This is a genomic window from Streptomyces sp. GD-15H, assembly GCF_045291515.1.
In the GTDB taxonomy this organism is placed as follows: Bacteria; Actinomycetota; Actinomycetes; order Streptomycetales; family Streptomycetaceae; genus Streptomyces.
Genome location: NZ_CP149447.1, coordinates 7362064 through 7384829, shown reverse-complemented (window position 1 = coordinate 7384829; position 22766 = coordinate 7362064). Strand labels below are relative to the sequence as shown.

The window sequence follows — 22766 nt, the reverse complement described above, 5'->3', positions numbered from 1 at the left end:
CGGCTGCCCCGGCGCTCAGTCGGCGGGCGTGGTGTCCGGGTACCGCACCGGGCGGCCGCCGAGGCCGGGAACCGGGTGGGTGCCCAGATCTTCCAGCCGGTAGCCGTTCGGGTAGCTCTTGATCTCCCAGTTCTGCCGGGCGAAGTGCGGGGCGCGCCGGGGCGGCAGCAACCGGACCGCGCGGCCGCGCAGCCGCACCGCGCGGCGTACGCACGCGCGTGTGGCGGCGCTCGGCGGGGTGTACCGGAAAGCCCGCAGGAGAGGGTCGTCGAGCAGGGCGAGTGTGGCGGTGCGCAGCAGCGGGGCGAGCGGGCGCGGGTACCAGGAGGTCATGAGACCGAGCGTGGCGTCCGAGACCCGGCGCGCGCCCTCGTCCCAGCCGAAGTGGGCCTCTTCGTAGGAGTCGAGGCAACTCTCGAACTCCTCATAGGACCCGGGGATGCCCTGGATGCCCATGTGCCGCCCGAGTGTCTGGTAGTGGACGGCACTGGCGACGGCCTCGTGCCGCGACATCCTGCGCCACCCGTAGGCGTCGATCCACCGCTTGGGCATCACGACGAACGTGCACAGGACGTATCGCATGTCGTCGTTGGGGATGTCATAGCCGCGGTGCATCCGGTTGATGCGGCGGATCGCGGTCCGGCCCCGGTCGCTGCCGAATCCGTGCTCGACGACGGCGTCCAGGAGGAGCGAGGTGTCGTCGTAGCGCTTCTGGGCGCGGTCCGTGAGCTCCGAGGTCTCGGCGAGCAGACGGCCGATGCGGGGAACGGCGTACGTGCGGTACAGGGCGAGTTCGAGCGACCGGGTGAAGTCCCAGGGGAATTCGTATGCCGCGCTCAGGCGGTAGATCTCCGTGGCGTCCCGGCGCGGGTCCATCCGCCGGATGCGTTCCAGTCGTTCGAAGCGCTTCACCGCACCGCCCCCTCCTGCCGCCGGACTCCCCACTCTACTTTGCGTGAGGGGTGGGGTACGAGAAGTGAGGGCCATGACGGCCCGCCTGGGCGTCCGAGGGCGCGCCCGCGTGGCAGCGGGCGACCGATTCGCCCCGTCCGGGTGGAAAGCCGCCGCTCCGGGCAGGGCCTCGAGGTCGTGACAAGGGACTCGGGGTCGGATTAGGGTGCGCGCCGGTGAACGAAACGACGGGGAGGCCGGCATGGCCGGGACGGACGAGGAAGCCGCCGCCGCGGACGACGCGCTCTATGTGCTCACGGCGGCGCTGCTGACGCCGGCGAAGTTCCCGAGTGTGCTGGGCGACGACTATCCGGAGGCGTGCGCGGTGCTCGGTCTCGCCCCGCTCGCCGACGGGTATGGGCTTGTGCTCGGGCAGGACGGCAAGGGCGCCCGGTGGACCGTCGTCGTCGACGACGTCTCGCTGGTCGCCGTCGCGATCGCTTCCTGGGACTGCGGCATGGAGCACGAGCTGTCGCCGGACGAGCGCACGGTCGTCGCCGCGCTGCCGGGCTGGCCCCTCGCGGTCGCCGTGGCGGCGCCGAACGTACCCGCGCCGCACGATCCGGACCCTGATACGACCGACGGGCCCGCGCTGACGCCTCCCGATTCCGGCTCCTGGGGACCGGCACAGCGGCGCCTGGGCGCCGACGAGATCGCGCTCCGGTGGGCGGTCTGGCGGGAGCAGGTCGACGACACGGAGTTTCCGGCTGCGGGCGGCTCCGGGGGCCCCTCCGACGGCGCCGAAGGGGCCGTCGAGGACGGCCCGCCCGGGGATGACCTGTCCAAGGACGGCGCCGGGTCCGAGGGCCCGACCGGCCGACCGGGCCACAGCGGTATCCGGCGCGTTCTGGCGGAGGCGCGTGCCTACGTCGCCTCGCCGCCGCCGCTCGGCCGGGTCCGCTCGTCCTTCGCCCCTGGCGACGCGCGCACACTGCGTGCCGACGGACCCGGCTGGTCCCTCGTGGCCAGGACCGACGACATCGCGTTCGTCCTGCTCGACGACGAACCCGGCGAGATCCTCCCGGTGGGCAGGGGGCCGGAACTGCCGGGCCTCCTGGAGGGCCTCGACAAGATCGCCGTACGGCCGCTCTGAACCGCGCGGGCGGCGCCGCAGGCGCCGTTCGTCGACTCGTGCTCGCTGGACGACGCTGGGACAGAGATGCGGTGGGGCCGGGTCAGCCCAGGGTCCGGGCCTGCCCCGGTCCCGGCCCGCCGGACGTGTCCCACCGGCCTCAGCGGCCCAGCTCCTTGCGCGAGACACGACGCAGCCGGCTCCGCTGTGAAGGGTCCAGGGCGAGGTACGCGGCGGCCGGAACTCCCAGGATTATCAGAAGCGCCGCCCACCAGGGCAGCCAGATGAGCAGGATGAGCCCGGCCGCCACACCTCCTGCGGCGATCTTGGCGTTCTTCGACATGAGTGTCGCCTCCTTCGCGGCTGTTGCCGCTCTCTGTAGTGAAAACGGACCCGCGCCTGCGGCGGTTCCGACCGCGACCCTGAGACGTCCCTGAGGTTCGACCCCTAAGCTTCCCTGAGGGCCGCCATCAACTTATTCACTCATCGACTCATCGACATTTTGGGACGAAGTGCGACCGCGCGTCCATGGTGACCCAGTTCACCGCCCAGGCATACCCGGTCGTCCCCGGCCTTGCTGTACCGTCGGCGACTCCGACATCACTAGTCAAGTTTGATGAATCGATGAAACAAGGAATCCGTCATCGTTGCGCAGACGACTCCCCCGCCGCACGCTCCGGCTCAGTACGCCGAGCTGGCCCGTTGCTCAGCCGTATTCGTACCCGGTGACCCGGCCCGCACCGGCCGGGTCGCCTTCTGGCGACCCGACGGGTCGGCTCCCCCTGCCATGGACGCGGCGTCGGCCGAGGAGCTGACCGTGGTCGTTCCCGGCGACGCCGGGGTGGAGGCGGTGAGCGTCCCGGCGGTGCTGCTGCCGGTGCGCGCCGCGCTGCCCGTCCTCACCCGGGCACGGGCGCGCGAGGAAGGACACCCGGCCGCCGTGTTCTGGGGCACTGCCGCGGTGCACGCCCTGGGCCTGGTGGCGCGCGGTCTGCTGCTGCCGGGACTGTCCCCGACCGGCCACGACGCCTGGCGCGCGGGGCCGCTGGACGCGGAGGACGTCGAAGCGGTGCGCCGGCTGGCCGCCGCGATGCCGCCCGAGGCGCACGCCCTGCCGGTCGACGGCCCGGGGCCACTGCGCCTGCCCGATCCCGAACGGCTGCTGCGCGCCTTCCTCGACGCGGTCGCCGACACCCTGCCCCGCACCCCCGCCGCCCCCCTCGTCACCGGCACCTCCGCCTACGCGGTACCGCAGCGACAGCACCTGCCCGAACTGCGCGACTGGGCCGCCGACGTCGCCGCGGGCCACGACGCCGGCGTACGTCTGTCGCTGCGCGTCGAGGTGCACGGCCTCACGGACCTGACGGAGCTCACGGACCTGACGGCGCCGTCGGACACCCGGAACGACGACGCCGTGGACGGCGACGGTGCGGACGCCACGTTCCGAGTGGTGCTCCAGGTGCACAGTGTGAGCGACCCCGCACTCGTCGCGGACGCCACCGACGTGTGGGCCGGAGCCTCTGGCGGCTCTGACGGCGGCTTCGGACCGCGCGCCCGGATGGACACGCTGCTCGCGCTCCGCCGCGCCGCCCGTGCCTGGTCCCCGCTCACACCCCTGTTGTCGGCGACCGTGCCGGACGCGGTGGAAATCGCCGACGAGGAGGTCACCGAGCTCCTCGGAGAGGGCATCAGGGCGCTCGCCGGCGCGGGCGTCGACGTGCACTGGCCGAGGGAGCTGACCCGCGAACTGACCACCCGCGCGGAGATCGGTCCCGCTGACGACGAGTGGGCCCCCGGGCGGCCCGACGTCGCGGGCGCCTCTCAGAGACCGTCCTTCCTGTCGGCCGACGCACTGCTCGCCTTCGACTGGTCGTTCGCCCTGGGCGACCGGCAGCTCACGCGCGCGGAGCTGGACCGGCTCGCGGAGGTGAAGCGTCCTGTCGTGCGGCTGCGTGACCAGTGGGTGCTGATCGACCCTCAGGAGGTGCTCCGCGCCCGCGCGCGCCAGGACCACAAGGTGACGCCCGTCGACGCGCTCGGGGCCGCCCTGGCCGGCTCGGTGGAGGTGGACGGCCACCGGTTCGAGGTGCGGCCCACCGGCTGGCTGGCGACCCTGCGGGACCGGCTCTCCGACCCCGGGGCCCAGGAGCCCGTCGCACAGCCGCCGGCCCTCGCCGCCACGCTGCGGGACTACCAGCGGCGCGGGCTGGACTGGCTGGCCCACATGACGTCCGTGGGCCTGGGCTGCTGCCTCGCCGACGACATGGGCCTCGGCAAGACCATCACCCTGATCGCCCTGCATCTGCACCGGCAGTCCGACCCCGCGTCCGCCGGGCCCACCCTCGTGGTGTGCCCGACCTCCCTGATGGGCAACTGGCAGCGGGAGATCGAACGGTTCGCGCCCGGTACCCCGGTACGCCGCTTCCACGGTGCGCGGCGCTCGCTGGACGACCTGGCCGAAGGCGAGTTCGTGCTCACCACGTACGGCACCATGCGCCTGGACGCCACCCGGCTCGCCGAAGTGTCCTGGGCAATGGTCGTCGCCGACGAGGCCCAGCACGTGAAGAACCCGTACGCGGCGACGGCCCGGCAGCTGCGTTCCATCGGCGCACGCGCGCGCGTGGCGCTCACCGGCACACCCGTGGAGAACAATCTCTCGGAACTGTGGGCCATCCTGGACTGGACGACGCCCGGCCTGCTCGGCCGGCTGGGCACCTTCCGCAGGCGGTACGCGGACGCTGTGGAGGGCGGGCAGGACCCCGCCGCGGCGGAGCGGCTGGCCCGGCTGGTACGGCCGTTCCTGCTGCGCCGCCGCAAGTCGGACCCGGGAATCGCGCCCGAGCTGCCGCCGAAGACGGAGACCGACCACCCGGTGTCGCTCACCCAGGAGCAGGCGGGACTGTACGAGGCCGTGGTACGGGAAGCCCTCGCCGAGATCTCCGGCACCGACAGCATGGCGCGACGGGGAATGATCGTGAAACTGCTGACCGGGCTCAAGCAGATCTGCAACCACCCGGCGCAGTTCCTCAAGGAGGACCGCCCGGCGATCGCGGGGCGCTCCGGGAAGCTGGAGTCGCTGGACGAGCTCCTCGACACGGTACTCGCCGAAGAGGCCGGGGTGCTGGTCTTCACGCAGTACGTGCGGATGGCCCGGCTTCTGGAGCGCCACCTCGCCGCGCGGGGCGTGCCGTCGCAGTTCCTGCACGGCGGCACGCCGGTGGCCGAGCGCGAGGCGATGGTGCGGCGTTTCCAGGACGGCGAGGTCCCGGTCTTCCTGCTGTCGTTGAAGGCGGCGGGCACGGGGCTGAACCTCACCCGAGCCGAGCATGTCGTGCACTACGACCGCTGGTGGAACCCCGCCGTCGAGACGCAGGCGACGGACCGCGCGTACCGGATCGGCCAGACCCGGCCGGTGCAGGTGCACCGGCTGATCGCCGAGGGCACGATCGAGGACCGCATCGCCGAACTGCTGGCCCGCAAAAGCGAACTGGCAAACGCGGTGCTCGGCTCCGGGGAGGCTGCGCTCACCGAGCTGACGGACGCGGAACTGGCGGATCTGGTGGAGCTGCGAGGGGGAGCGCGATGAGCCGGTACGACGGTGAAGAGACCGACGGCTACGACACTGACGGTTACGACACCGATGGTGATACGGCTGACGGTGAAGTCGCCGGGACGGAGCGGACGTTCGCCGCACTGCCTCCCGCGCGGGGGCGTGGTTTCGCGCAGACCTGGTGGGGCCGGGCCTGGCTGACGGCGCTGGAGGGCACGGCCCTGGACTCCCACCAGCTCAAGGCGGGCCGCAGGCTCGCCCGCGCGGGAGCGGTCGGCGCGGTGTCCGTGCGACCGGGCCGCATCACGGCCGTCGTGCAGGACCGCGACCGCACGGCACACCGGGCGGACGTCTTGCTCCAGGAGCTGGCCGACGAGCAGTGGGACCGTTTTCTGGGCATGGCCGTCGAACGGGCCGGACATGTGGCGGCGCTGCTCGACCGGGAGATCCCGCCGCATCTGGTGGAGGACGCGGAGCCGGCCGGGGTCGAACTGCTGCCGGGCCTGGGCGATCTGGAGCCGGAGTGCGGCTGCGGGGCCTGGGACCACTGCGGTCACACGGCGGCGCTCTGCTACCAGGTGGCCCGGCTGCTGGACCAGGACCCGTTCGTCCTGCTCCTGGTGCGGGGACGCGGTGAACGGGCTCTGCTGGACGCCCTCCAGTCGCGTGCCGGGGCGCGCGCGGGGCAGCAGTCCCGGCCGGAGGGTGTGGACGCGGTCGAGGCGTTCGGGGCGGGCGGCATCCGGCCGGAGCTGCCCGGCGTTCCCCCGCCCCTCGCGGAGCCGGGGGTGCCGCCGTCGCTGGACACGGACGGGCCGCCCCCTCCGGAATCGACCCGTCCGCCCTGGAGTTCCTCGCCGCGCGGACCTCCGCACAGGCCCGTCGTCTGCTCGCGGAGGCGATCCGGGACGGGCATGAACGGCAGCCGGTGGAGCCGGATCCGACGGTGGCGCAGGACGCGGTGCGGCTGGCCGCCGGTGACCCCGCGCGCGCCGTGGCGGACCGGCTCGCCGCCGGCTCGGGGCGTGGCCGGGAGGGGCTGGCCGCGGCCGTACGGGCCTGGCGCCAGGGTGGTACGGCGGCGCTGGCCGTGCTCGAGGAGGAGTGGACGGTGGACGCCGAGGCGCTCGCACGCGCGCGTGCGGCCCTCGAGTCGGCCTGGGCCGAGGTCGACGAGGACGAACGGCCGGTGTTCCGGGCCCGCGCCAACCGCTGGACCGTCGTCGGCGCGCCGGTCCAGCTGCGGCTGGGACGCGACGGCCGCTGGTGGCCGTACCGCAAGGAGCGCGGCCGCTGGGTCAAGGCGGGAGGCGCCGCCCAGGACCCGGCGGCGGCCCTGGCCTCGGCGGAGGCGAAGCGCCCCGCCGGGAAAACGCCCTGAAGCAGCCCTTGAACAGCTCTGAAGCAGCCCTCCCCGAGAAACACCGCGTACGCCGCCCGGGCCGGGTCAGCGCAACCCGGCCTCGTCCAGGGACGGAAGGAGTGATTCGAGCCCGCTCGGCAGATTGCTGGGCATGCCGCTCGGCAGACCGGTCGGCAGACCGCTGGGCAGTTCGCTCGGGAAGTCCGACGGCAGCTCGGTGGGGAAACCGGACGGCAGCAGGCTCTCCAGACCGCTGGGCAGCTCGGACGGGATGCCAAGGGACGGGTCGGGCGAGCCGCCGGTGCCCGTGCTGCTCCCGGCGGGCTCCTTGCCCGGCGAGTTGTCGTCGCCTCCCGACGCCATCAGCACGACCACGCAGACGGTCGCCACGGCCATGATCGCCGCGAGCACGATGAGCAGGAGGTTCCTGCGCCCGCCGGGACCGCGTCCCGATCCGCCTCCGTCGCCGGGCGGACCCTGCGGCGAATCGGAGGGCGGAGGCGGATAGGACGGCGGGGGCGGTACCGGTGGCATGGCCATACCGACCATGGTCGCCTCGGACGCCCCCTGGTGCGAGCGTCCCGCACGGAATTCGGCACGGAGCCGGGGCCCGGGGCGCCGAGCCCGCGGCGTGCTCCGCGCGAAGGCCGACCCGCGCGATCCCGCGTGATCCCGCGTGAGCGCGGCCGCCGCGCGAAGCAGCGCACCGGCCATGCCCACACCGTTCCGAGCCCCTGGGCCCCGGGAAGCCCGGGGCTCAGCCCCGGGCACCCAGCAGGTGGTCCATCGCCAGCTGGTCGAGGTGCTCGAAGGCCATGCCGCGCGCGGCGGCGGTGTCGGCGTCGAAGTCCTCGAAGGCCGACCGGTCGCCGAGCAGTGCCTGGAGGCCGTCGGCCGCCGTGGGCTCCGCCAGCTGGTCCAGACGGGCCGCGCGCAGCGCCTCCTGCACCTCGGGGTCGGAACGGAAGGCCGCCGCGCGGTCCTTGAGGATCAGGTAGTTGCGCATGCAGCCCGCCGCGGAGGCCCACACCCCGTCGAGGTCCTCGGTCCGCGGCGGCTTGAAGTCGAAGTGCCGGGGGCCGCTGTAACCGGCCGACTCCAGCAGGTCCACCAGCCAGAACGCGGCGCGCAGGTCACCGGCGCCGAACCGGAGGTCCTGGTCGTACTTGATGCCGGACTGACCGTTGAGGTCGATGTGGAACAGCTTGTCCGCCCACAGCGCCTGCGCGATGCCGTGCGGGAAGTTCAGCCCGGCCATCTGCTCGTGGCCGACCTCGGGGTTGACGCCGTACAGCTCGGGGCGTTCCAGGCGCTCGATGAACGCGAGGGCGTGGCCGACGGTGGGCAGCAGGATGTCGCCGCGCGGCTCGTTCGGCTTCGGCTCGATGGCGAAGCGGAGGTCGTAGCCCTGGGCGATGACGTATTCGCCGAGCAGGTCGAAGGCCTCCTTCATCCGCTCCAGGGCGACCCGTACGTCCTTGGCCGCGCCGGACTCGGCGCCCTCGCGGCCGCCCCAGGCCACGTACACCTGGGCACCGAGCTCGACCGCGAGGTCGATGTTGCGGATGGTCTTGCGCAGCGCGTAGCGGCGCACGTCGCGGTCGTTGGCCGTGAACGCGCCGTCCTTGAACACCGGGTGGGTGAAGAGATTGGTCGTCGCCATCGGCACCTTCATGCCGGTGGCGTCCAGCGCCTGCCGGAACCGCTTGACGTGTCCCTCGCGCTCGCTGTCGCTCGAGCCGAAGGGGATCAGGTCGTCGTCGTGGAAGGTGACGCCGTGCGCCCCCAGCTCGGCCAGGCGCCGCACCGACTCGGCCGGGTCGAGGGCGCGTCGGGTGGCGTCACCGAACGGGTCGCGTCCCTGCCAGCCGACGGTCCACAGGCCGAAGGTGAACCTGTCCTCGGGGGTGGGCCGGTAGTTCATGCCGTGGCTCCTTGCTCGCTGGGGCTATTTCGTCATGGCGATTTACAAATTAGTATGCAGGAGCGTCTCTGGGAAGAGAGTCACCCCGCTGAACCGCGGAAGAGGGAGAGACCGATGTCAGCAGCCGAGGGTCCGCTCGTCGTCGGCGTGGACACATCCACTCAGGCCACCAAGGCGCTGGTCGTCGACGTGGCCACCGGACGGGTCGTCGCGAGCGGCCAGGCCCCGCACACGGTGACCTCGGGGGCGGGCCGGGAGAGCGATCCGCGTCAGTGGTGGGACGCCCTGTGCGAGGCGCTGCGCCAGTGCGGGCAGGCGGCACACGAGGCCGCCGCGGTGTCGATCGGCGGCCAGCAGCACGGGCTGGTCACGCTGGACGAACGGGGCGAGCCGGTGCGTCCGGCGCTGCTGTGGAACGACGTGCGCTCCGCGCCGCAGACCCGCCGGCTGACCGAGGAACTGGGCGGCGCGAAGTTCTGGGCCGAGCGCACCGGAAGCGTGCCGACCGCCTCGTTCACGGTCACCAAGTGGGCCTGGCTGGCGGAGCACGAGCCGGACGCGGTCCGCGCCACCAAGGCCGTCCGGCTCCCCCACGACTACCTCACCGGACGGCTCACCGGGCAGGGCACCACCGACCGCGGCGACGCCTCCGGCACCGGATGGTGGGCCTCCGGGCCCGAGACGTACGACGAGGAGATCCTCGCGCATGTGGGACTCGACCCGGCGCTGCTGCCCCGGGTCGTGCGGCCCGGGGAGGTGGCCGGGACCGTGCGCGAGCACCATGACCTGCCGTTCTCCAAGGGCACCCTGGTGGCGTGCGGCACCGGGGACAACGCGGCCGCCGCGCTGGGTCTCGGTGTGCGGCCCGGCACCCCGGTGATGAGCCTCGGCACCTCGGGCACGGTGTACGCGGTGTCGCGGCGCCTGGCCGATCCGACCGGCATCGTGGCGGGCTTCGCCGACGCGCGCGGCGACTGGCTGCCGCTCGCCTGCACGCTCAACTGCACGCTCGCCGTGGACCGGGTCGCGGCCCTGCTGGGTCTGGACCGCGAGGCCGTCGAACCGGGCCGCGGCATCACGCTCCTGCCCTTCCTCGACGGCGAGCGCACCCCCAACCTCCCGAACGCGTCCGGCCTGCTGCACGGGCTGCGCCATGACACGACCGGCGGTCAGCTGCTCCAGGCCGCCTACGACGGTGCCGTGCACTCCCTGCTCGGCGCGCTCGACCGCGTGGTCGACGAAGAGGACGAGAACGACGAGGACGCGGCCCCGTCGGCGCCCCTGTTGCTGATCGGCGGCGGTGCCCGGGGCGCGGCCTGGCAGCAGACCGTACGACGGCTCTCGGGACGGTCCGTGCAGGTGCCCGAGGCGCGGGAGTTGGTGGCGCTCGGCGCGGCGGCGCAGGCGGCCGGTCTGCTCACCGGGGAGGACCCGGCCGCGGTCGCCCGCCGCTGGGACACGGCGGCGGGGCCGGTGCTGGAGGCGGTGGAGCGGGACGAGGAGACGCTGGCCAGGATCGCCGGGGTACTCTCCGACGCGGCCCCGCTCCTGGAGCGCGGCACGGACACCCACTGAGGCCTCCGCCGGCGAACACCGGCCCCGGCCGCACCATGAAAGCACCGACCGAGGACTGACGGAGGCATGAGCGCACCGCTGCACGAGGCCCGCCCGGCCGGCCCGGGGCGGGTACCGCTCCCGACCGGTCCGGGACGGGTACTGCCCGACACCCAGCAGGGCATGCGCCGCCGCAACCTCTCGCGGGTGATGCACACCGTCAGCGCCGAGGGGCCGCTGTCCCGGGCCGCCGTCGCCTCACGCATCGGCCTGACCCGGGCGGCTGTGTCCACCCTGGTCGACGAGCTCATCCGCTCGGGCCTGCTGGAGGAACTGGGCCCCGAGCGACCGGGACGCGTCGGCCGGCCGGGCTCGGCGCTCGCCGTCAGCGGGCGCGGTCCGGCCGGAATCGGTGCCGAGGTCGGCGTCGACCATCTCGCGGTGTGCGCGGTCGATCTGCGGGGACAGGTCCGGGCGCGGGCGGTACGGCACGTCCCGAACCGTGGCCGCTCCCCCGAGCCGGTGCTCCAAGAGCTGACCGAACTGCTGCTCCGGGTCGTCGCCGAGGCCGAGGGCGAGGGGCTGTGGCCGGCGGGGCTCACCGTGGCCGTGCCGGGCCTGGTGGCACGCGACACGCGGACCGTCGTACGCGCGCCGAACCTCGGCTGGCGCGACACCGACCTCGGCGCCCTGCTCCCGGCCCGGTTCCCGCTGACCGTGGCCAACGAGGCCAACTGCGGCGCACTGGCCGAACTCTGGCTCGGCGAGGGCACGCCACGCGACTTCCTCCATGTGTCGGCCGAGATCGGCATCGGCGCCGCCGTGGTCGTGGACGGGCGGCTGCTGCGCGGAACCCGGGGCTTCGCGGGCGAGTTGGGGCACGTGCCGGTACGGCCCGACGGCCCGGAGTGCGCGTGCGGCGGCCGCGGCTGTCTGGAGCAGTACGCCGGTGAGGGGGCGGTGCTGCGCGCCGCCGGTGTGGAGCCGGGCGAGGACCGCGTGGGCCTGCTCGCCGGCCGCGCCGAACAGGGCGACCCGGCCGTACGGCGCGCCCTGCACGACGCGGGAACGGCGCTCGGCATCGCACTGACCGGGGCGGTCAATCTCCTGGACCCGGAGAGTGTCGTGCTGGGGGGCGCGCTGTCCGGGCTCGCCCCCTGGCTGCTGCCCTCGCTCCGCTCCGAACTGGCCCGGCGCACGGCGGGCCCGGCCTGCCCCGTCTCGGTATCGGCCCTGGGCCCCGAGGGCCCCCTGCTGGGCGCGGCGCACTCCGTGGTCCGGGAAGTACTGGACGACCCGGCGGCGGTCGCCGGGAGGGCCTGAGCCCACCTGTCTCGCGGACCGGGCCGTCACGTCGACCGCGCGCCACCCGCCTCAGTTCATCGCGCCACCCGCATCCGTGCGAGTGCCGGTGGGTCCGGGCGCGTGGTCCCTGGCGCGCGGGGCGGCCGCGGACCTGGCCGGCTGGCCTCGCGCCAGCCTCTCCTGAAGTGTGTCGTGGTCGGGCACGAACCAGAGCTGGTTGCCGCGGTTCGCCTCGCGCACGAAGTCGCGGAGGGCGTCGCTGCCGGCCACGTGGGTGGCGATGTCACCCACGATCGCCAGGCGGATGCGGTAATTGACGAACTTCTGCGCGACCTCCCCGGCGACGCCCGAGCGCAGCGCGAAGAAGTCGTCCGCCACCCGTTCGACCGGGACGGCCACCACGTCCGCGTGACAGCCCATGGCGTCGCCGATCAGATCGAGGGCGGTGTCGCCGCCGCTCAGCTTCCGTCCGTCCTTGTCGCACACGAGGACGGGGACTCCGTGTGAGGTCACGAGGTGGTCGCCTGTCATGATGTGATCATGGGTGAGGGGTGCGCCGCCTCACCGATCGATTACGAAACGCCCAACTACTGGTTGCCGCACGGTGAGCGGGTCACTATGAGGCCATGACACCGGCGCAGCGAGCCATGGAGCTACTTCGGACCTGGCCCGACCTCACCGTCTGCAAGGCAGGTTGTGGTATCGGCCAGGCCCTCCGCTCCGCGCGCGAAGAGATCGTCCACTTCCACTCCGAACGGGACGTCGACCTCCACCTGACCCGCCGCGCCATTCAGCGCTTCCACTACGACCTGAACGCCTCGACCGCGATCCAGCTGGTCCCGGGGTCGAGTTGGTTGACGGTGCATCTGGACTGCGCCACCGACGTCGACCTGCTGCTGAGCCTGGTGAGCGTCGCGCTCAAGGCCCATCAGGCCCCACCGCCCCTCTCCTCCGTACCGACGACCGCCGGGTGCAATTTTCACCGGGTCACGGTGCTGCCGCGCGACGCGGTGACCGAACGCTGAGGCACCGGGCAGGCGGCCCACACGGCTGGAGCGCCCGGCGGGCCAGGGCCTCACGGCCGCAGGCCGCTGACGATGTCCGTCGTCGCGGTCAGACCGCTGTGAATGGTGGGGGCGAGACTCGTACTGGCCAGATAGAACCCGAGCAGCAGGCAGACCAGAGCGTGGGAGAGCTTCAGTCCGCCGTTGCGCAGGAAGATCACCGCCAGGATCGCGAGCAGCAGCACCACAGAGATGGAAACGGCCATCGTCAACCTCCTCCGCCACGTTCGCTTCGCGGCGTTCGGCCGTAAGTGTGGCGTAGCGGAGGGTTCGTCCGGGCGGCTGACCTGTCCTCCGAACGTGTGGTGTCTACCGCGGGCGGTACGCGCCGAGGAAGGACTCCAGTCCCGTGAGGCCGTCGGTGTCGAGGTGGTCGACGTCAGCGGCGACCAGTTCGCCCCACAGGGCGTCCCGGGCGGGGCCCGGCTGGTCCGGGGTCGCCCAGAAGCGCACCCTCCGGCCGCGCGCGTGCGCGGTGCCCACGATGTCCCGCAGTTTTTGGCACTCGGCGGCGGGAACGCGCCGACGTCCCGTCAGGTGAAGTTGAGCGTCCAGTTGTCACTGATCAGCGGGATGAGGGAGGGCCGGGCAGGCCCGCCGAGGTCGGCCGGCAGGCCGTCGTAGAAGGCGCGTCGCACCCGCTGGGCCTCCATGGGCGCGCGGGCCGCGCGATCTCCGGAGACGACGGTGGTGACCGGTCCGGGCAGCACTCGGCCGTTGACGTAGGTGGTGAACAGATGTCGGTACCGGCGCAGGTGACGGTCGAGTTCGAGGTACGTGGACGCGCCCTCGGTCTTGATGTCGACGAGGAGTGGGAACGGCCCCCGGTGTCTCCGGTCCACCGAGCCGCGATGGGCCCGCACGCGGGCGGTGAGCGGATCGAGGTAGAGGGATTCGAGGGTGCGGGACGGGTCGAGGTCCTCGGGGTCGTGCGCGACGAGGAGTTGGTCGCCGACGAGGTGGGTGTCGGCCTCGACGCTGCCGGATCGGTGGTCGAGGGCATCGAGGAGGGGGCGCGGGTGCGCGTAGTCGTTGTGGGCGCGGGCCCGCCACAACGGACTTGGGTGGTGCGCCTGTGCACCGGCCAGCGCCTGACCGGTCGGCAGGACGGCCGAGGCCGCGAGTGTGGTGCTGAGGGCTCTGCGGCGGGTGGTGAGGGCCATGCTCTGCCTCCCTGCGAGTGCCGTACGGGGCCTCTGGAGCATGAGGTCCCCGCATGCCCAGAGAGCAGTGCCATGAAGGGAGTTGGCTGATCCGCCGTCGCGTGTTCACCTCGTCGGCATGGCCGGACGTGCGAGAGAGCCCGCCCCTCGGGGGCCGGGCTCTCTCGCACGCGGCGGGAACGGAAGGTGCCCAGGGGAGTGAATGGTGCGGGCGCGCGTTCTGAAGGTGATGTGGCGTCAGGGAGCTCGGAGGTCGACCAGTTCGGCAAGGGCCTCGCGATGGGCGCCCGCCGTGCCGTAGGCGATCGAGTCGGCCTTGGCCCGCTTCAGGTACAGGTGGACCGGATGCTCCCAGGTCATACCGATGCCGGCGTGCAGTTGCAGTGCCTCCTCGGCGGCGTGGACGGCGACCTGTCCCGCATAGGCCTGCGCGACGGCGACCGCCACATCGGTGTCCTGATCGGCGGACAGGGCAGCAGCGGCGTTGCGGGCGACCGCGCGGAGACTGACGACCTCCAGCCACAGCTGGGCGAGCCGGTGCTTGAGCGCCTGGAAGCCGCCGACGGGCCGGTTGAACTGCCTGCGGTCCTTCAGATAACGGACGGTCTCCTTCAACGCCCATTCGGCGAGCCCTAGTTGTTCCGACGCCAGCAGTCCGGCTCCGGTCCGCTGAGCCCGTCGCACGGCGGCTTCGGCGTCGCCCAGCCGGCGTCCCGGGGCTCCATCGAGGACGACCGTGGCGATGGGACGGGTGAGGTCCAGGGACGTCTGACCGGTGAGGGTGACGGTGACCGCGTCTGCCTCGACGGCGTACAGCCCGCCGTCGTCCGCCGGTACGAGCAGCACGTCGGCCACGGCGGCGTCGGCGATGCCGGTCAGCTCACCGTGCAGTACGCCGTCCGCCGCGCGTGCGGTGGCGAAGGCCGCGCCGGGGGCGGTGTGCAGCCCGACGGCGAGGGCGCCGATCCGGCGTGCGGACGCCAGGGAGGCCAGCACGTCTTCCCCGTCCGCGCAGGCCAGCAGCGCCTCGGTGGCCACGACGGCGCTGGTCAGGTAGGGCACGGGGGCGACAGCACGCCCCAGTTCCTCCAGCACGACGGCGGCCTCCCGGTGTGTGGCGCCCTGGCCGCCGCGCTCCTCGGGCACCAGCAGACCGGCGAGGCCCATGCCGTCGGCGAGCGTCTTCCACAGTGCCAGGTCGTGCGGGGTGCCCGACTCGACGCGGGAGATCACCCCGGCCGCGTCGCAGCGGTCGGTGAGCAGATCCCGGACAGCGGCGCGCAGCGCCTCTTCCTCCTCCGAGTAGAGCAGGTCGGGCTGCGGATTCTCCGGGCTCGTCGGGCTCATCGGGCCAGGTCCTTCCACACGACGTCCTTGTCGGTACGCGGCTCGGCCGGCAGCCCCAGAACGCGTTCGGCGACGATGTTCAGCAGGACCTCACTCGTCCCGCCCTCGATGCTGTTGCCCTTGGAGCGAAGATAGCGGTAGCCGGCCCCGCGGCCGGTGAAGTCGACCAGTTCGGGGCGGCGCATGGTCCAATCGTCGTACAACAGGCCGCCCGCCCCGAGGAGTTCCACTTCCAGGCCGCTGATCTGCTGATTGAGGCGGGCGAAGCCCAGCTTCATCCCGGCGCCTTCGGGACCGGGCTGGCCGGCTGCGAGCCGCTGCCGGAGGCGTTCGCCGGTGAGCCGGGCGACCTCGGCCTCCACCCAGAGCCCCAGCAGGCGCTGGTGCAGGTCGTGGGTGCGCAGTTCGGGGTGTTCGCGCCAGGTCGTCGCGACCGGGCCGATCATGCCTCCCTCACGAGGCAGCCGCGTGCCGCCGATGGCGACGCGTTCGTTGTTGAGCGTGGTCTGCGCCACCCGCCAGCCGTCACCGACCTCACCGAGGCGGCGGAAGTCGGGAATGCGGACGCCGGTGAGGAAGACCTCGTTGAACTCGGCCTCGCCGGTGAGCTGACGCAGCGGCCGCACCTCGACACCGGGGTCGGTCATGTCGCAGACGAAGTAGGTGATGCCCCGGTGCTTGGGCACCTCCGGGTCGGTGCGGGCGATGAGGATGGCCCAGCGGGCGACATGGGCGCTGGAGGTCCACACCTTCTGCCCGTCGACCACCCAGTCGTCCCCGTCCGCGCGGACCGCCCGGGTGCCGAGAGCGGCCAGGTCGGATCCGGCGCCCGGCTCGCTGAACAGCTGGCACCAGACCTCCTCGCCGGTCCACAGCGGACGGAGGAAGCGCCGCTTCTGCTCCTCCGTCCCGAACTGGAGAATCGTCGGCGCTGCCATGCCCAGCCCGATGCCGATGCGCCGCGGTTCGTTGTCGGGAGCCCCGGCGGCCTCCAACTCGGCGTCCACAACCGCCTGGAGGGAACGGGCAGCGCCGAGTCCGCCGAGCCCCTCGGGGTAGTGCACCCAGGCGAGCCCCGCGTCGAAGCGGGCGCGCAGGAAGTCGAGGCGGTCGGTGCCGGCGGGGGGCTGGGCGGCCAGCAACTCCCGGGCACGACTCCTCAGTTCGACGGCGTCGGTCATGCCGTGGCTCCGTTCCGCGGTACGGGCAGCACTGCGACGCGTCCGGTGGTGACGCCGTCCGCGACCCGCTGCACGGCGTCGGCGGCGCCGGCGAGCGGCACGCGCTCGCTCACCAGCGGCTTGACGGCACCCCGGGCGGCCAGGTCGGTGAGCTGTTCGTGGCAGTGCTGGACCAGCTTGGGGTTCTTGGTGTTGTACAGGCCCCAGTGCAGGCCGAGGATCGAGTAGTTCTTCACCAGGGCGTGGTTCAGCGCCGGGCTGGGAATCGTGCCACTGGCGAAGCCTACGATCACGATGCGGCCCTCGAAGGCGACGACCTTGGCGGACTGGGCGTAGGCCTGACCGCCGACCGGGTCGTAGATCACGTCGGCGCCCCTGCCGCCGGTGGCTTCCTTCACCGCGGCGATGACGTCCTGCTCACGTCGGTCGATCACCATGTCGCAGCCCAGTTCACGGGCGACGGCCGCCTTCGCCGCGCCGCCGACCACGCCGATGACGGTGGCGCCCGCGGCCTTGCCCAGTTGCACGGCCGCGCTGCCGACACCACCCGCCGCGGCGTGCACGAGCAGGGTCTCACCGGCCTCCAGACCGGCCCTGCGGTGCAGCCCGAACCAGCCGGTCTGGTAACCGATGTGCAGGGCGGCGGACTCGGCGTCGTCCAGTGCGTCCGGGGCGTCCCGCAGCGCGGCGGCGTCCGCGACGGCATACTCGGCGAACCCGCCGTACGGCAGCGCGGGGTTGGCGATCACCCGGCGCCCGTCCTCGGTCTCACCGCAGATCTCCAGGCCCGGGGTGAACGGCAGCGGCGGCCTGACCTGGTACTGGCCCCGGCACATCAGCGCGTCCGGGAAGTTGATGTTCGCGGCGCGCACCTTCAGCAGGACCTGACCGTCGCCGGACGCCGGCCGCGCCACGTCCGCGAGGCGCATGACCTCGCCCGGCTCGCCGATCTCGTGCACTTGCCATGCCTGCATGCGGAGCCTCCACGGGGCCGTGAACGTCGTCTTCGCCTTACCGGGCCCCTCGCATACTAAGCGGTCGCTTGCCGACAGGGAACCGTCGTGTACGTCACGACCGCCTGGGACGTGCCCGTACGTGCATCCGCTCCCCCTGTGGTCCGAACAGACTGAGGAACTCCACCGGCCCCTCCCCCGTCGACCCGAACCAGTGCGGCACGCGCGTGTCGAACTCCGCCGCCTCCCCCGCCGCCAGCACCACGTCGTGCTCGCCGAGCACCACCCGCAGCCTGCCGGACAGCACGTACAGCCACTCGTAGCCCTCGTGGGTGCGCGGTTCCGGCTCAAGCCTGCGCTGCGGTTCGAGCACCTTGTACGCCTGGAGCCCGCCGGGCTGGCGGGTGAGCGGCCAGTGGGTGCGGCCATGGCGCTGAATCGGCTTGGAGCGGATGCGCGGATCACCGACCGGCGGCGCGCCGACCAGTTCGTCCAGCGGCACCTGGTGGGCCTGGGCGATCGGCAGCAGCAGCTCCAGGCTGGGTTTGCGCAGTCCGGACTCCAGTCGCGAGAGAGTGCTCACGGAGATGCCGGTCGCCTCGGACAGCGCGGCGAGCGTCACCTCCCGCTCCTTCCTGATCCGCCGCAGCCGGGGGCCCACATCCGCGAGAACGTCGTCGGTCGTCATACGGTTATTGCAGGATCGGCAAAGGCGTTTGTCAATCTGGTGGCGCTCGGGCCACGGTCGACGTGGAGGTGGTCACCATGGCCGAGAAGAGCGGGCGCCCAAAGAACACCGAGAACACCACCGAGAGCACCGAGAGCACCGAGAGGAACGGCAGCGTGGCCGGCGCGCCCTACGACGTGGTCGTCGTGGGCGGCGGGGCGGCGGGGCTGTCCGCCGCGTTGGTGCTCGGCCGGTCGCGCCTGCGGACGCTGGTCGTCGACGCGGGTGAGCCGCGCAACGCGCCCTCGACCCACATGCAGGGCTATCTGTCGCGGGACGGGATGTCGCCGGCCGCGTTCCTGGCCGCCGGCCGGGAGGAGGTCGCGGGCTACGGCGTCGAGCTGGTCCGGGGCCGGGTGACGGACGCGACCCGGGACGACGACGCGGACTTCACGGTGCTCCTGGACGGCGGCCGCACCACGCGCGCCCGACGGCTGATCGTGGCCACCGGGCTGAAGGACGAGCTGCCCGACGTCCCCGGTGTCGCCGAGCGGTTCGGGCGGGACGTGCTGCACTGCCCCTTCTGCCACGGCTGGGAGGTGCGCGACGAGCCGTTCGGGGTGCTCGCGGCCGGCGCCGTGAGCGTGCATCAGGCGCTGATGGTGTCCCGCTGGTCCAAGGACGTCGCCCTCTTCCTGCACACGGTCGCCGAGGACGAGCTGTCCGACCAGGACCTGCGGCGACTGGCCGCGGCCGGCGTCGACGTGGTGCCCGGCGAGGTCGCGGAGCTGGTGGTCGAGGACGACCGGCTCCGCGGCATCCGCCTCGCCGACGGCTCCGTGCACGCCCGCTCCGTGCTCTACGTCGGGCCGCGCCCGGTGCCGCGGACGGGCCTGCTGGAACGGCTCGGCGCGGAACTGGCCGAGACCCCGTTCGGCGCGTACCCGGTGGTCGACCGGACGGGCCTGACCTCGGTGCCCGGCGTCTGGGCCGCGGGCAACGCGATCGGCTTCGCCGAACAGGTCGTCCACGCGGCGAGCGGCGGCTACCGCGCGGCGGCCGCGATCGTCGGAGACCTGCTGATGACCGATCTGGACGCCGCCGTGACCGCCGCGACCTCGTAGGCCCAGCTCCCGCACATCCGTGGCTCCCGCGGCCGTCCGGGTGTGGAATCCCGGCCTCCGTAGCACCATGGCCGCATGCTGCTGTCCCGGCTGGCCCGTGTGTCGCAGGAGGTCGCCGCCACCTCGTCGCGGTCCCGGAAGATCACGCTGCTCGCCGATCTGTTCCGGGACGCGGAGGCCGACGACGTGCCCGTGGTCATCCCGTATCTGGCGGGCCGGCTGCCGCAGGGCCGGATCGGCGTGGGCTGGAGGACCCTGAGCCGGCCGGTCGCGCCGACCGACCGGCCGACCCTCACCGTGCGCGCGGTCGACACCCTGCTCGGCCGGCTCGCCAAGACCTCCGGCCCCGGTTCGCAGGCCGAGCGGGCCCTGCTGGTCGGGGAGCTGCTGGGCGCGGCCACCGAGGAGGAGCAGCGGTTCCTGTTCGGTCTGCTCACCGGCGAGGTCCGGCAGGGCGCCCTGGACGCGGTCGCCGTGGAGGGGCTGGCGCGGGCGACCGGGACGCCGTCGACGGACGTGCGGCGGGCGGTGATGCTGGCGGGCTCGCTGCAGACGGTGGCCGAGGCACTGCTGGCGGACGGCCCCGCCGCACTGGAGCGGTTCCGCCTCACCGTGGGGCGGCCCGTGCTGCCGATGCTGGCGCACAGCGCCTCCTCGGTGGCCGAGGCGGTCGAGAAGCTGGGGGCGGCGGCGGTCGAGGAGAAACTGGACGGCATCCGCGTCCAGGTGCACCGCGACGGCGACACGGTGCGCGTGCACACCCGCACCCTGGACGACATCACCGGCAGGCTGCCCGAAGTGACGGCCGCTGCTCGGGCGTTGCCGAGCGAGCGGTTCGTCCTGGACGGCGAGGTCATCTCGTTCGACGCGCGGGGGCGGCCCCGTACGTTCCAGGAGACCGCCGGGCGGGTCGGTTCCCGGTCGGACGTGGCCACGGCGGCCCGGGACGTGCCCGTCGCCCCCGTCTTCTTCGACGCGCTGTCCGTCGACGGCCGTGACCTGCTGGACCTTCCCTTCACCGAGCGGCACGCCGAGCTGGCCCGGCTGGTGCCGGAGCCCATGCGGGTACGGCGCACGCTGGTGTCCGGACCCGAGGACGTGCAGGCGGCGCAGGAGTTCCTCGCCGACACGCTGGCGCGCGGTCACGAGGGGGTCGTGGTCAAAGGGCTCGACGCCCCCTACAGCGCCGGGCGGCGCGGCGCGTCCTGGCTGAAGGTCAAGCCCGTGCACACGCTCGACCTGGTGGTGCTGGCGGCCGAGTGGGGCCACGGCCGTCGCACCGACAAGCTGTCGAACCTGCATCTGGGCGCGCGCACCGCCGACGGCGGTTTCACCATGCTCGGCAAGACGTTCAAGGGCCTGACCGACACGATGCTGGCCTGGCAGACCGAGCGGCTGCGCGAGCTGGCCGTGGACGAGAGCGGGTACGTCGTCACCGTACGCCCGGAACTCGTCGTGGAGGTCGCCTACGACGGGCTCCAGCGTTCCCCCCGCTACCCCGCCGGCATCACCCTCCGCTTCGCCCGCGTGGTCCGCTACCGCGAGGACAAGCGCCCTCAGGAGGCGGACACGGTGGAGACACTGCTCGCCGCACACCCCGAGGTACGGCCGTGAAGGGTGCCCGGAGCGCCGGTCTGCTGGTGTTCCGACACACCGGTCACGGGCTCGAGGTATTGCTCGGTCATATGGGCGGCCCGTTCTTCGCCCGCCGGGACGCCGGTGCCTGGACCGTGCCGAAGGGCGAGTACGACCCCGGTGAGCCGGTCTGGGACGCGGCCCGCCGCGAGTTCCAGGAGGAACTGGGGCTGCCGCCTCCGGAAGGGAGGGCCGTATCGCTCGGTGAGGTCCGGCAGTCCGGCGGCAAGACCGTCACGGCCTGGGCGGTCGAGGGCGATCTCGACCCGGCGACGATCGTCCCCGGCACGTTCCGGATGGAGTGGCCGCCGAAGTCGGGGCGGACGCAGGAGTTCCCCGAGCTGGACCGGGTGGAGTGGTTCGCCCTGGACCGGGCCCGGGAGCTGGTCGTCACGGCACAGGCGGTGTTTCTCGACCGCTTGGCGGAGCACTCGCCCTGAGGAGCCCTTCCGCATTGCGACGCCCACCGCCGCGCGGGAAGGTCAAGAAGCACAGCCCGTCCCGAGGGAGGCCAGCCATGCCCATCGCAACGGTGAATCCGGCGAACGGCGAGACGCTCAAGACGTACCAGACCATGGGTGAGGAGGAGATCGAGCGCCGGCTCCGGCTCTCGGAGGCCACGTTCCGCACGTACCGGACGACGACCTTCGACGAGCGTGCCCGACTACTGCACCGGGCCGCCGACCTCCTCGACGAGGACCGGCAGAACATCGCCCGGGTGATGACCACCGAGATGGGCAAGCCGGTCAAGCAGGCCCGTGCCGAGGCCGCCAAGTGTGCCAAGGCGATGCACTGGTACGCCGATCACGCGGCGGAACTCCTCGCCGACGAGGAACCCGACGCCTTTGACGTGAAGGACTCCGGCGCCTCCCGGGTCCTGGTGCGCTACCGGCCGCTCGGCCCGGTGCTCGCCGTGATGCCGTGGAACTTCCCGCTGTGGCAGGTCGTACGGTTCGCGGCGCCCGCGCTGATGGCCGGCAACGTGGGCCTGCTCAAGCACTCCTCGAACGTGCCACAGACGGCTCTGTACCTGGAGGACCTGTTCCATCGGGCGGGCTTCACAGAGGGCTGCTTCCAGACGCTGCTCATCGGTTCCGCCGCGGTCGACGAGATCCTGCGGGACGAGCGGGTCAAGGCGGCCACCCTCACGGGCAGCGAACCCGCGGGGCGGGCGGTCGCCTCCACCGCCGGGGAGATGATCAAGAAGACGGTACTGGAACTGGGCGGCAGCGACCCGTTCGTCGTCATGCCCTCCGCCGACCTGGACCGGGCGGCGGCGGTCGCGGTGACCGCGCGGGTGCAGAACACCGGGCAGTCCTGCATCGCCGCCAAGCGCTTCATCGTGCACACGGACGTCTACGACTCCTTCGCCGAGCGCTTCACCGCGGGCATGCGGGCACTGCGGACCGGCGACCCGATGGACGAGGAGACGGACGTCGGCCCCCTCTCCAGTGAGCAGGGCCGCACCGATCTGGAGGAACTGGTCGACGACGCCGTACGCGCCGGGGCGGGCGTGCTGTGCGGCGGTGAGCGGCCCGACGGGCCCGGCTGGTACTACCCGCCGACCATTCTGACCGGGATCACCCGGGAGATGCGCATTCACCGGGAGGAGGCCTTCGGCCCGGTCGCCACGCTGTACCGGGCGGCGGACCTGGACGAGGCGGTACTGATCGCCAACGATTCCCCGTTCGGCCTGAGTTCGAACGTCTGGACGCGTGACGGGGCCGAGGTCGACCGGTTCGCCCGGGATCTGGAGGCGGGCGGCGTCTTCGTGAACGGGATGACGGCGTCCCATCCGGCGTTCCCGTTCGGCGGGGTCAAGCGGTCCGGGTACGGGCGTGAGCTGTCCGGGCACGGAATCCGCGAGTTCTGCAACATCACCACGGTTTGGCACGGTGCGTGACGTTCCCACG

19 protein-coding genes and 2 pseudogenes are annotated in these 22766 nt (G+C 72.8%); 10 read left to right on the top strand and 11 right to left on the bottom strand.

Going from position 1 to position 22766, the window contains the following annotated elements:
* Nucleotides 1-15 precede the first annotated feature (15 nt).
* Complete coding sequence (locus WJ438_RS34870; RefSeq protein WP_406728743.1) at nucleotides 16-912, bottom strand: oxygenase MpaB family protein; 897 nt, start codon at nucleotides 910-912, stop codon at nucleotides 16-18.
* 241 nt (nucleotides 913-1153) lie between these two features.
* Between WJ438_RS34870 and WJ438_RS34865 the strand changes: the two genes are divergently transcribed.
* Nucleotides 1154-2044, top strand: a complete 891-nt coding sequence (locus WJ438_RS34865; RefSeq protein WP_406728742.1) for a hypothetical protein — start codon at nucleotides 1154-1156, stop codon at nucleotides 2042-2044.
* Nucleotides 2045-2183: 139 nt separating this feature from the next.
* Here the strand turns inward: WJ438_RS34865 and WJ438_RS34860 are convergent, their stop codons facing one another.
* Nucleotides 2184-2366 carry a hypothetical protein gene (locus tag WJ438_RS34860; protein WP_266075280.1) on the bottom strand — a complete coding sequence of 61 codons (183 nt, stop codon included), beginning with the start codon at nucleotides 2364-2366 and terminating at the stop codon, nucleotides 2184-2186.
* 444 nt (nucleotides 2367-2810) lie between these two features.
* Between WJ438_RS34860 and WJ438_RS34855 the strand changes: the two genes are divergently transcribed.
* Together WJ438_RS34855 and WJ438_RS34850 are read left to right on the top strand one after the other, a co-directional pair.
* Complete coding sequence (locus WJ438_RS34855) at nucleotides 2811-5609, top strand: DEAD/DEAH box helicase (protein WP_406728741.1); 2799 nt, start codon at nucleotides 2811-2813, stop codon at nucleotides 5607-5609.
* Nucleotides 5606-6954, top strand: a pseudogene (locus WJ438_RS34850) (SWF or SNF family helicase). Before WJ438_RS34855 ends, WJ438_RS34850 begins: the two are co-directional and overlap by 4 nt.
* Before the next feature lie 66 nt (nucleotides 6955-7020).
* On the opposite strand, the gene WJ438_RS34845 reads toward WJ438_RS34850, so the two are convergent.
* Together WJ438_RS34845 and xylA are read right to left on the bottom strand one after the other, a co-directional pair.
* The gene (locus WJ438_RS34845; protein WP_406728740.1) at nucleotides 7021-7476 is read right to left on the bottom strand and encodes a hypothetical protein; all 456 of its coding nucleotides are present in this window, start codon (nucleotides 7474-7476) and stop codon (nucleotides 7021-7023) included.
* 217 nt (nucleotides 7477-7693) lie between these two features.
* Complete coding sequence (gene xylA / locus WJ438_RS34840; protein ID WP_406728739.1) at nucleotides 7694-8860, bottom strand: xylose isomerase; 1167 nt, start codon at nucleotides 8858-8860, stop codon at nucleotides 7694-7696.
* A 114-nt stretch (nucleotides 8861-8974) separates the two neighbouring features.
* Between xylA and xylB the strand changes: the two genes are divergently transcribed.
* Both xylB and WJ438_RS34830 read left to right on the top strand, forming a co-directional pair.
* Nucleotides 8975-10435, top strand: coding sequence for a xylulokinase (gene xylB / locus WJ438_RS34835; RefSeq protein ID WP_406728738.1), 1461 nt, complete (start codon nucleotides 8975-8977; stop codon nucleotides 10433-10435).
* Between the two features lie 66 nt (nucleotides 10436-10501).
* Entirely contained in the window at nucleotides 10502-11737 is a 1236-nt protein-coding gene (locus WJ438_RS34830) for an ROK family protein (RefSeq protein ID WP_406728737.1), read from the top strand.
* A gap of 51 nt (nucleotides 11738-11788) precedes the next feature.
* Here WJ438_RS34830 and WJ438_RS34825 read toward each other — a convergent pair whose 3' ends face one another.
* On the bottom strand, nucleotides 11789-12250 hold the full coding sequence (locus WJ438_RS34825; RefSeq protein ID WP_406728736.1) for a DUF4180 domain-containing protein: 462 nt from the start codon (nucleotides 12248-12250) through the stop codon (nucleotides 11789-11791).
* Nucleotides 12251-12345: 95 nt separating this feature from the next.
* Here WJ438_RS34825 and WJ438_RS34820 point away from each other — a divergent pair, with 95 nt between their 5' ends.
* On the top strand, nucleotides 12346-12744 hold the full coding sequence (locus WJ438_RS34820) for a luciferase family protein (RefSeq protein WP_406728735.1): 399 nt from the start codon (nucleotides 12346-12348) through the stop codon (nucleotides 12742-12744).
* Nucleotides 12745-12794: 50 nt separating this feature from the next.
* Here WJ438_RS34820 and WJ438_RS34815 read toward each other — a convergent pair whose 3' ends face one another.
* The 6 genes and pseudogenes from WJ438_RS34815 to WJ438_RS34790 form a co-directional block, all read right to left on the bottom strand.
* Complete coding sequence (locus WJ438_RS34815; protein ID WP_406728734.1) at nucleotides 12795-12989, bottom strand: hypothetical protein; 195 nt, start codon at nucleotides 12987-12989, stop codon at nucleotides 12795-12797.
* 103 nt (nucleotides 12990-13092) lie between these two features.
* Nucleotides 13093-13946: pseudogene (locus WJ438_RS34810) on the bottom strand (phosphatidylinositol-specific phospholipase C/glycerophosphodiester phosphodiesterase family protein).
* Nucleotides 13947-14183: 237 nt separating this feature from the next.
* Entirely contained in the window at nucleotides 14184-15293 is a 1110-nt protein-coding gene (locus WJ438_RS34805) for an acyl-CoA dehydrogenase family protein (RefSeq protein WP_406728733.1), read from the bottom strand.
* Nucleotides 15290-16474, bottom strand: a complete 1185-nt coding sequence (locus tag WJ438_RS34800; RefSeq protein ID WP_406728732.1) for an acyl-CoA dehydrogenase family protein — start codon at nucleotides 16472-16474, stop codon at nucleotides 15290-15292. Before WJ438_RS34800 ends, WJ438_RS34805 begins: the two co-directional genes overlap by 4 nt.
* Nucleotides 16471-17448 (bottom strand): NADPH:quinone oxidoreductase family protein, encoded by a 978-nt coding sequence (locus WJ438_RS34795; RefSeq protein WP_406728731.1) that lies wholly within the window; start codon nucleotides 17446-17448, stop codon nucleotides 16471-16473. The genes WJ438_RS34800 and WJ438_RS34795 overlap by 4 nt, the downstream gene beginning before the upstream one ends.
* Nucleotides 17449-17542: 94 nt before the next feature.
* The gene (locus WJ438_RS34790) at nucleotides 17543-18115 is read right to left on the bottom strand and encodes a helix-turn-helix domain-containing protein (RefSeq protein ID WP_406728730.1); all 573 of its coding nucleotides are present in this window, start codon (nucleotides 18113-18115) and stop codon (nucleotides 17543-17545) included.
* Between the two features lie 77 nt (nucleotides 18116-18192).
* On the opposite strand from WJ438_RS34790, the gene WJ438_RS34785 reads away from it, so the two are divergent.
* The 4 genes from WJ438_RS34785 to WJ438_RS34770 all read left to right on the top strand — a co-directional run bounded on the left by WJ438_RS34785 (nucleotide 18193) and on the right by WJ438_RS34770 (nucleotide 22756).
* Entirely contained in the window at nucleotides 18193-19218 is a 1026-nt protein-coding gene (locus tag WJ438_RS34785; protein ID WP_406728729.1) for an NAD(P)/FAD-dependent oxidoreductase, read from the top strand.
* A 75-nt stretch (nucleotides 19219-19293) separates the two neighbouring features.
* Nucleotides 19294-20832 (top strand): ATP-dependent DNA ligase, encoded by a 1539-nt coding sequence (locus WJ438_RS34780; RefSeq protein WP_406728728.1) that lies wholly within the window; start codon nucleotides 19294-19296, stop codon nucleotides 20830-20832.
* A complete protein-coding gene (locus tag WJ438_RS34775; protein WP_406728727.1) occupies nucleotides 20829-21293 on the top strand; it encodes an NUDIX domain-containing protein in 465 nt (154 codons plus the stop codon). The genes WJ438_RS34780 and WJ438_RS34775 overlap by 4 nt, the downstream gene beginning before the upstream one ends.
* Before the next feature lie 77 nt (nucleotides 21294-21370).
* Nucleotides 21371-22756, top strand: a complete 1386-nt coding sequence (locus tag WJ438_RS34770) for an NADP-dependent succinic semialdehyde dehydrogenase (protein WP_406728726.1) — start codon at nucleotides 21371-21373, stop codon at nucleotides 22754-22756.
* Nucleotides 22757-22766: the final 10 nt, after the last annotated feature.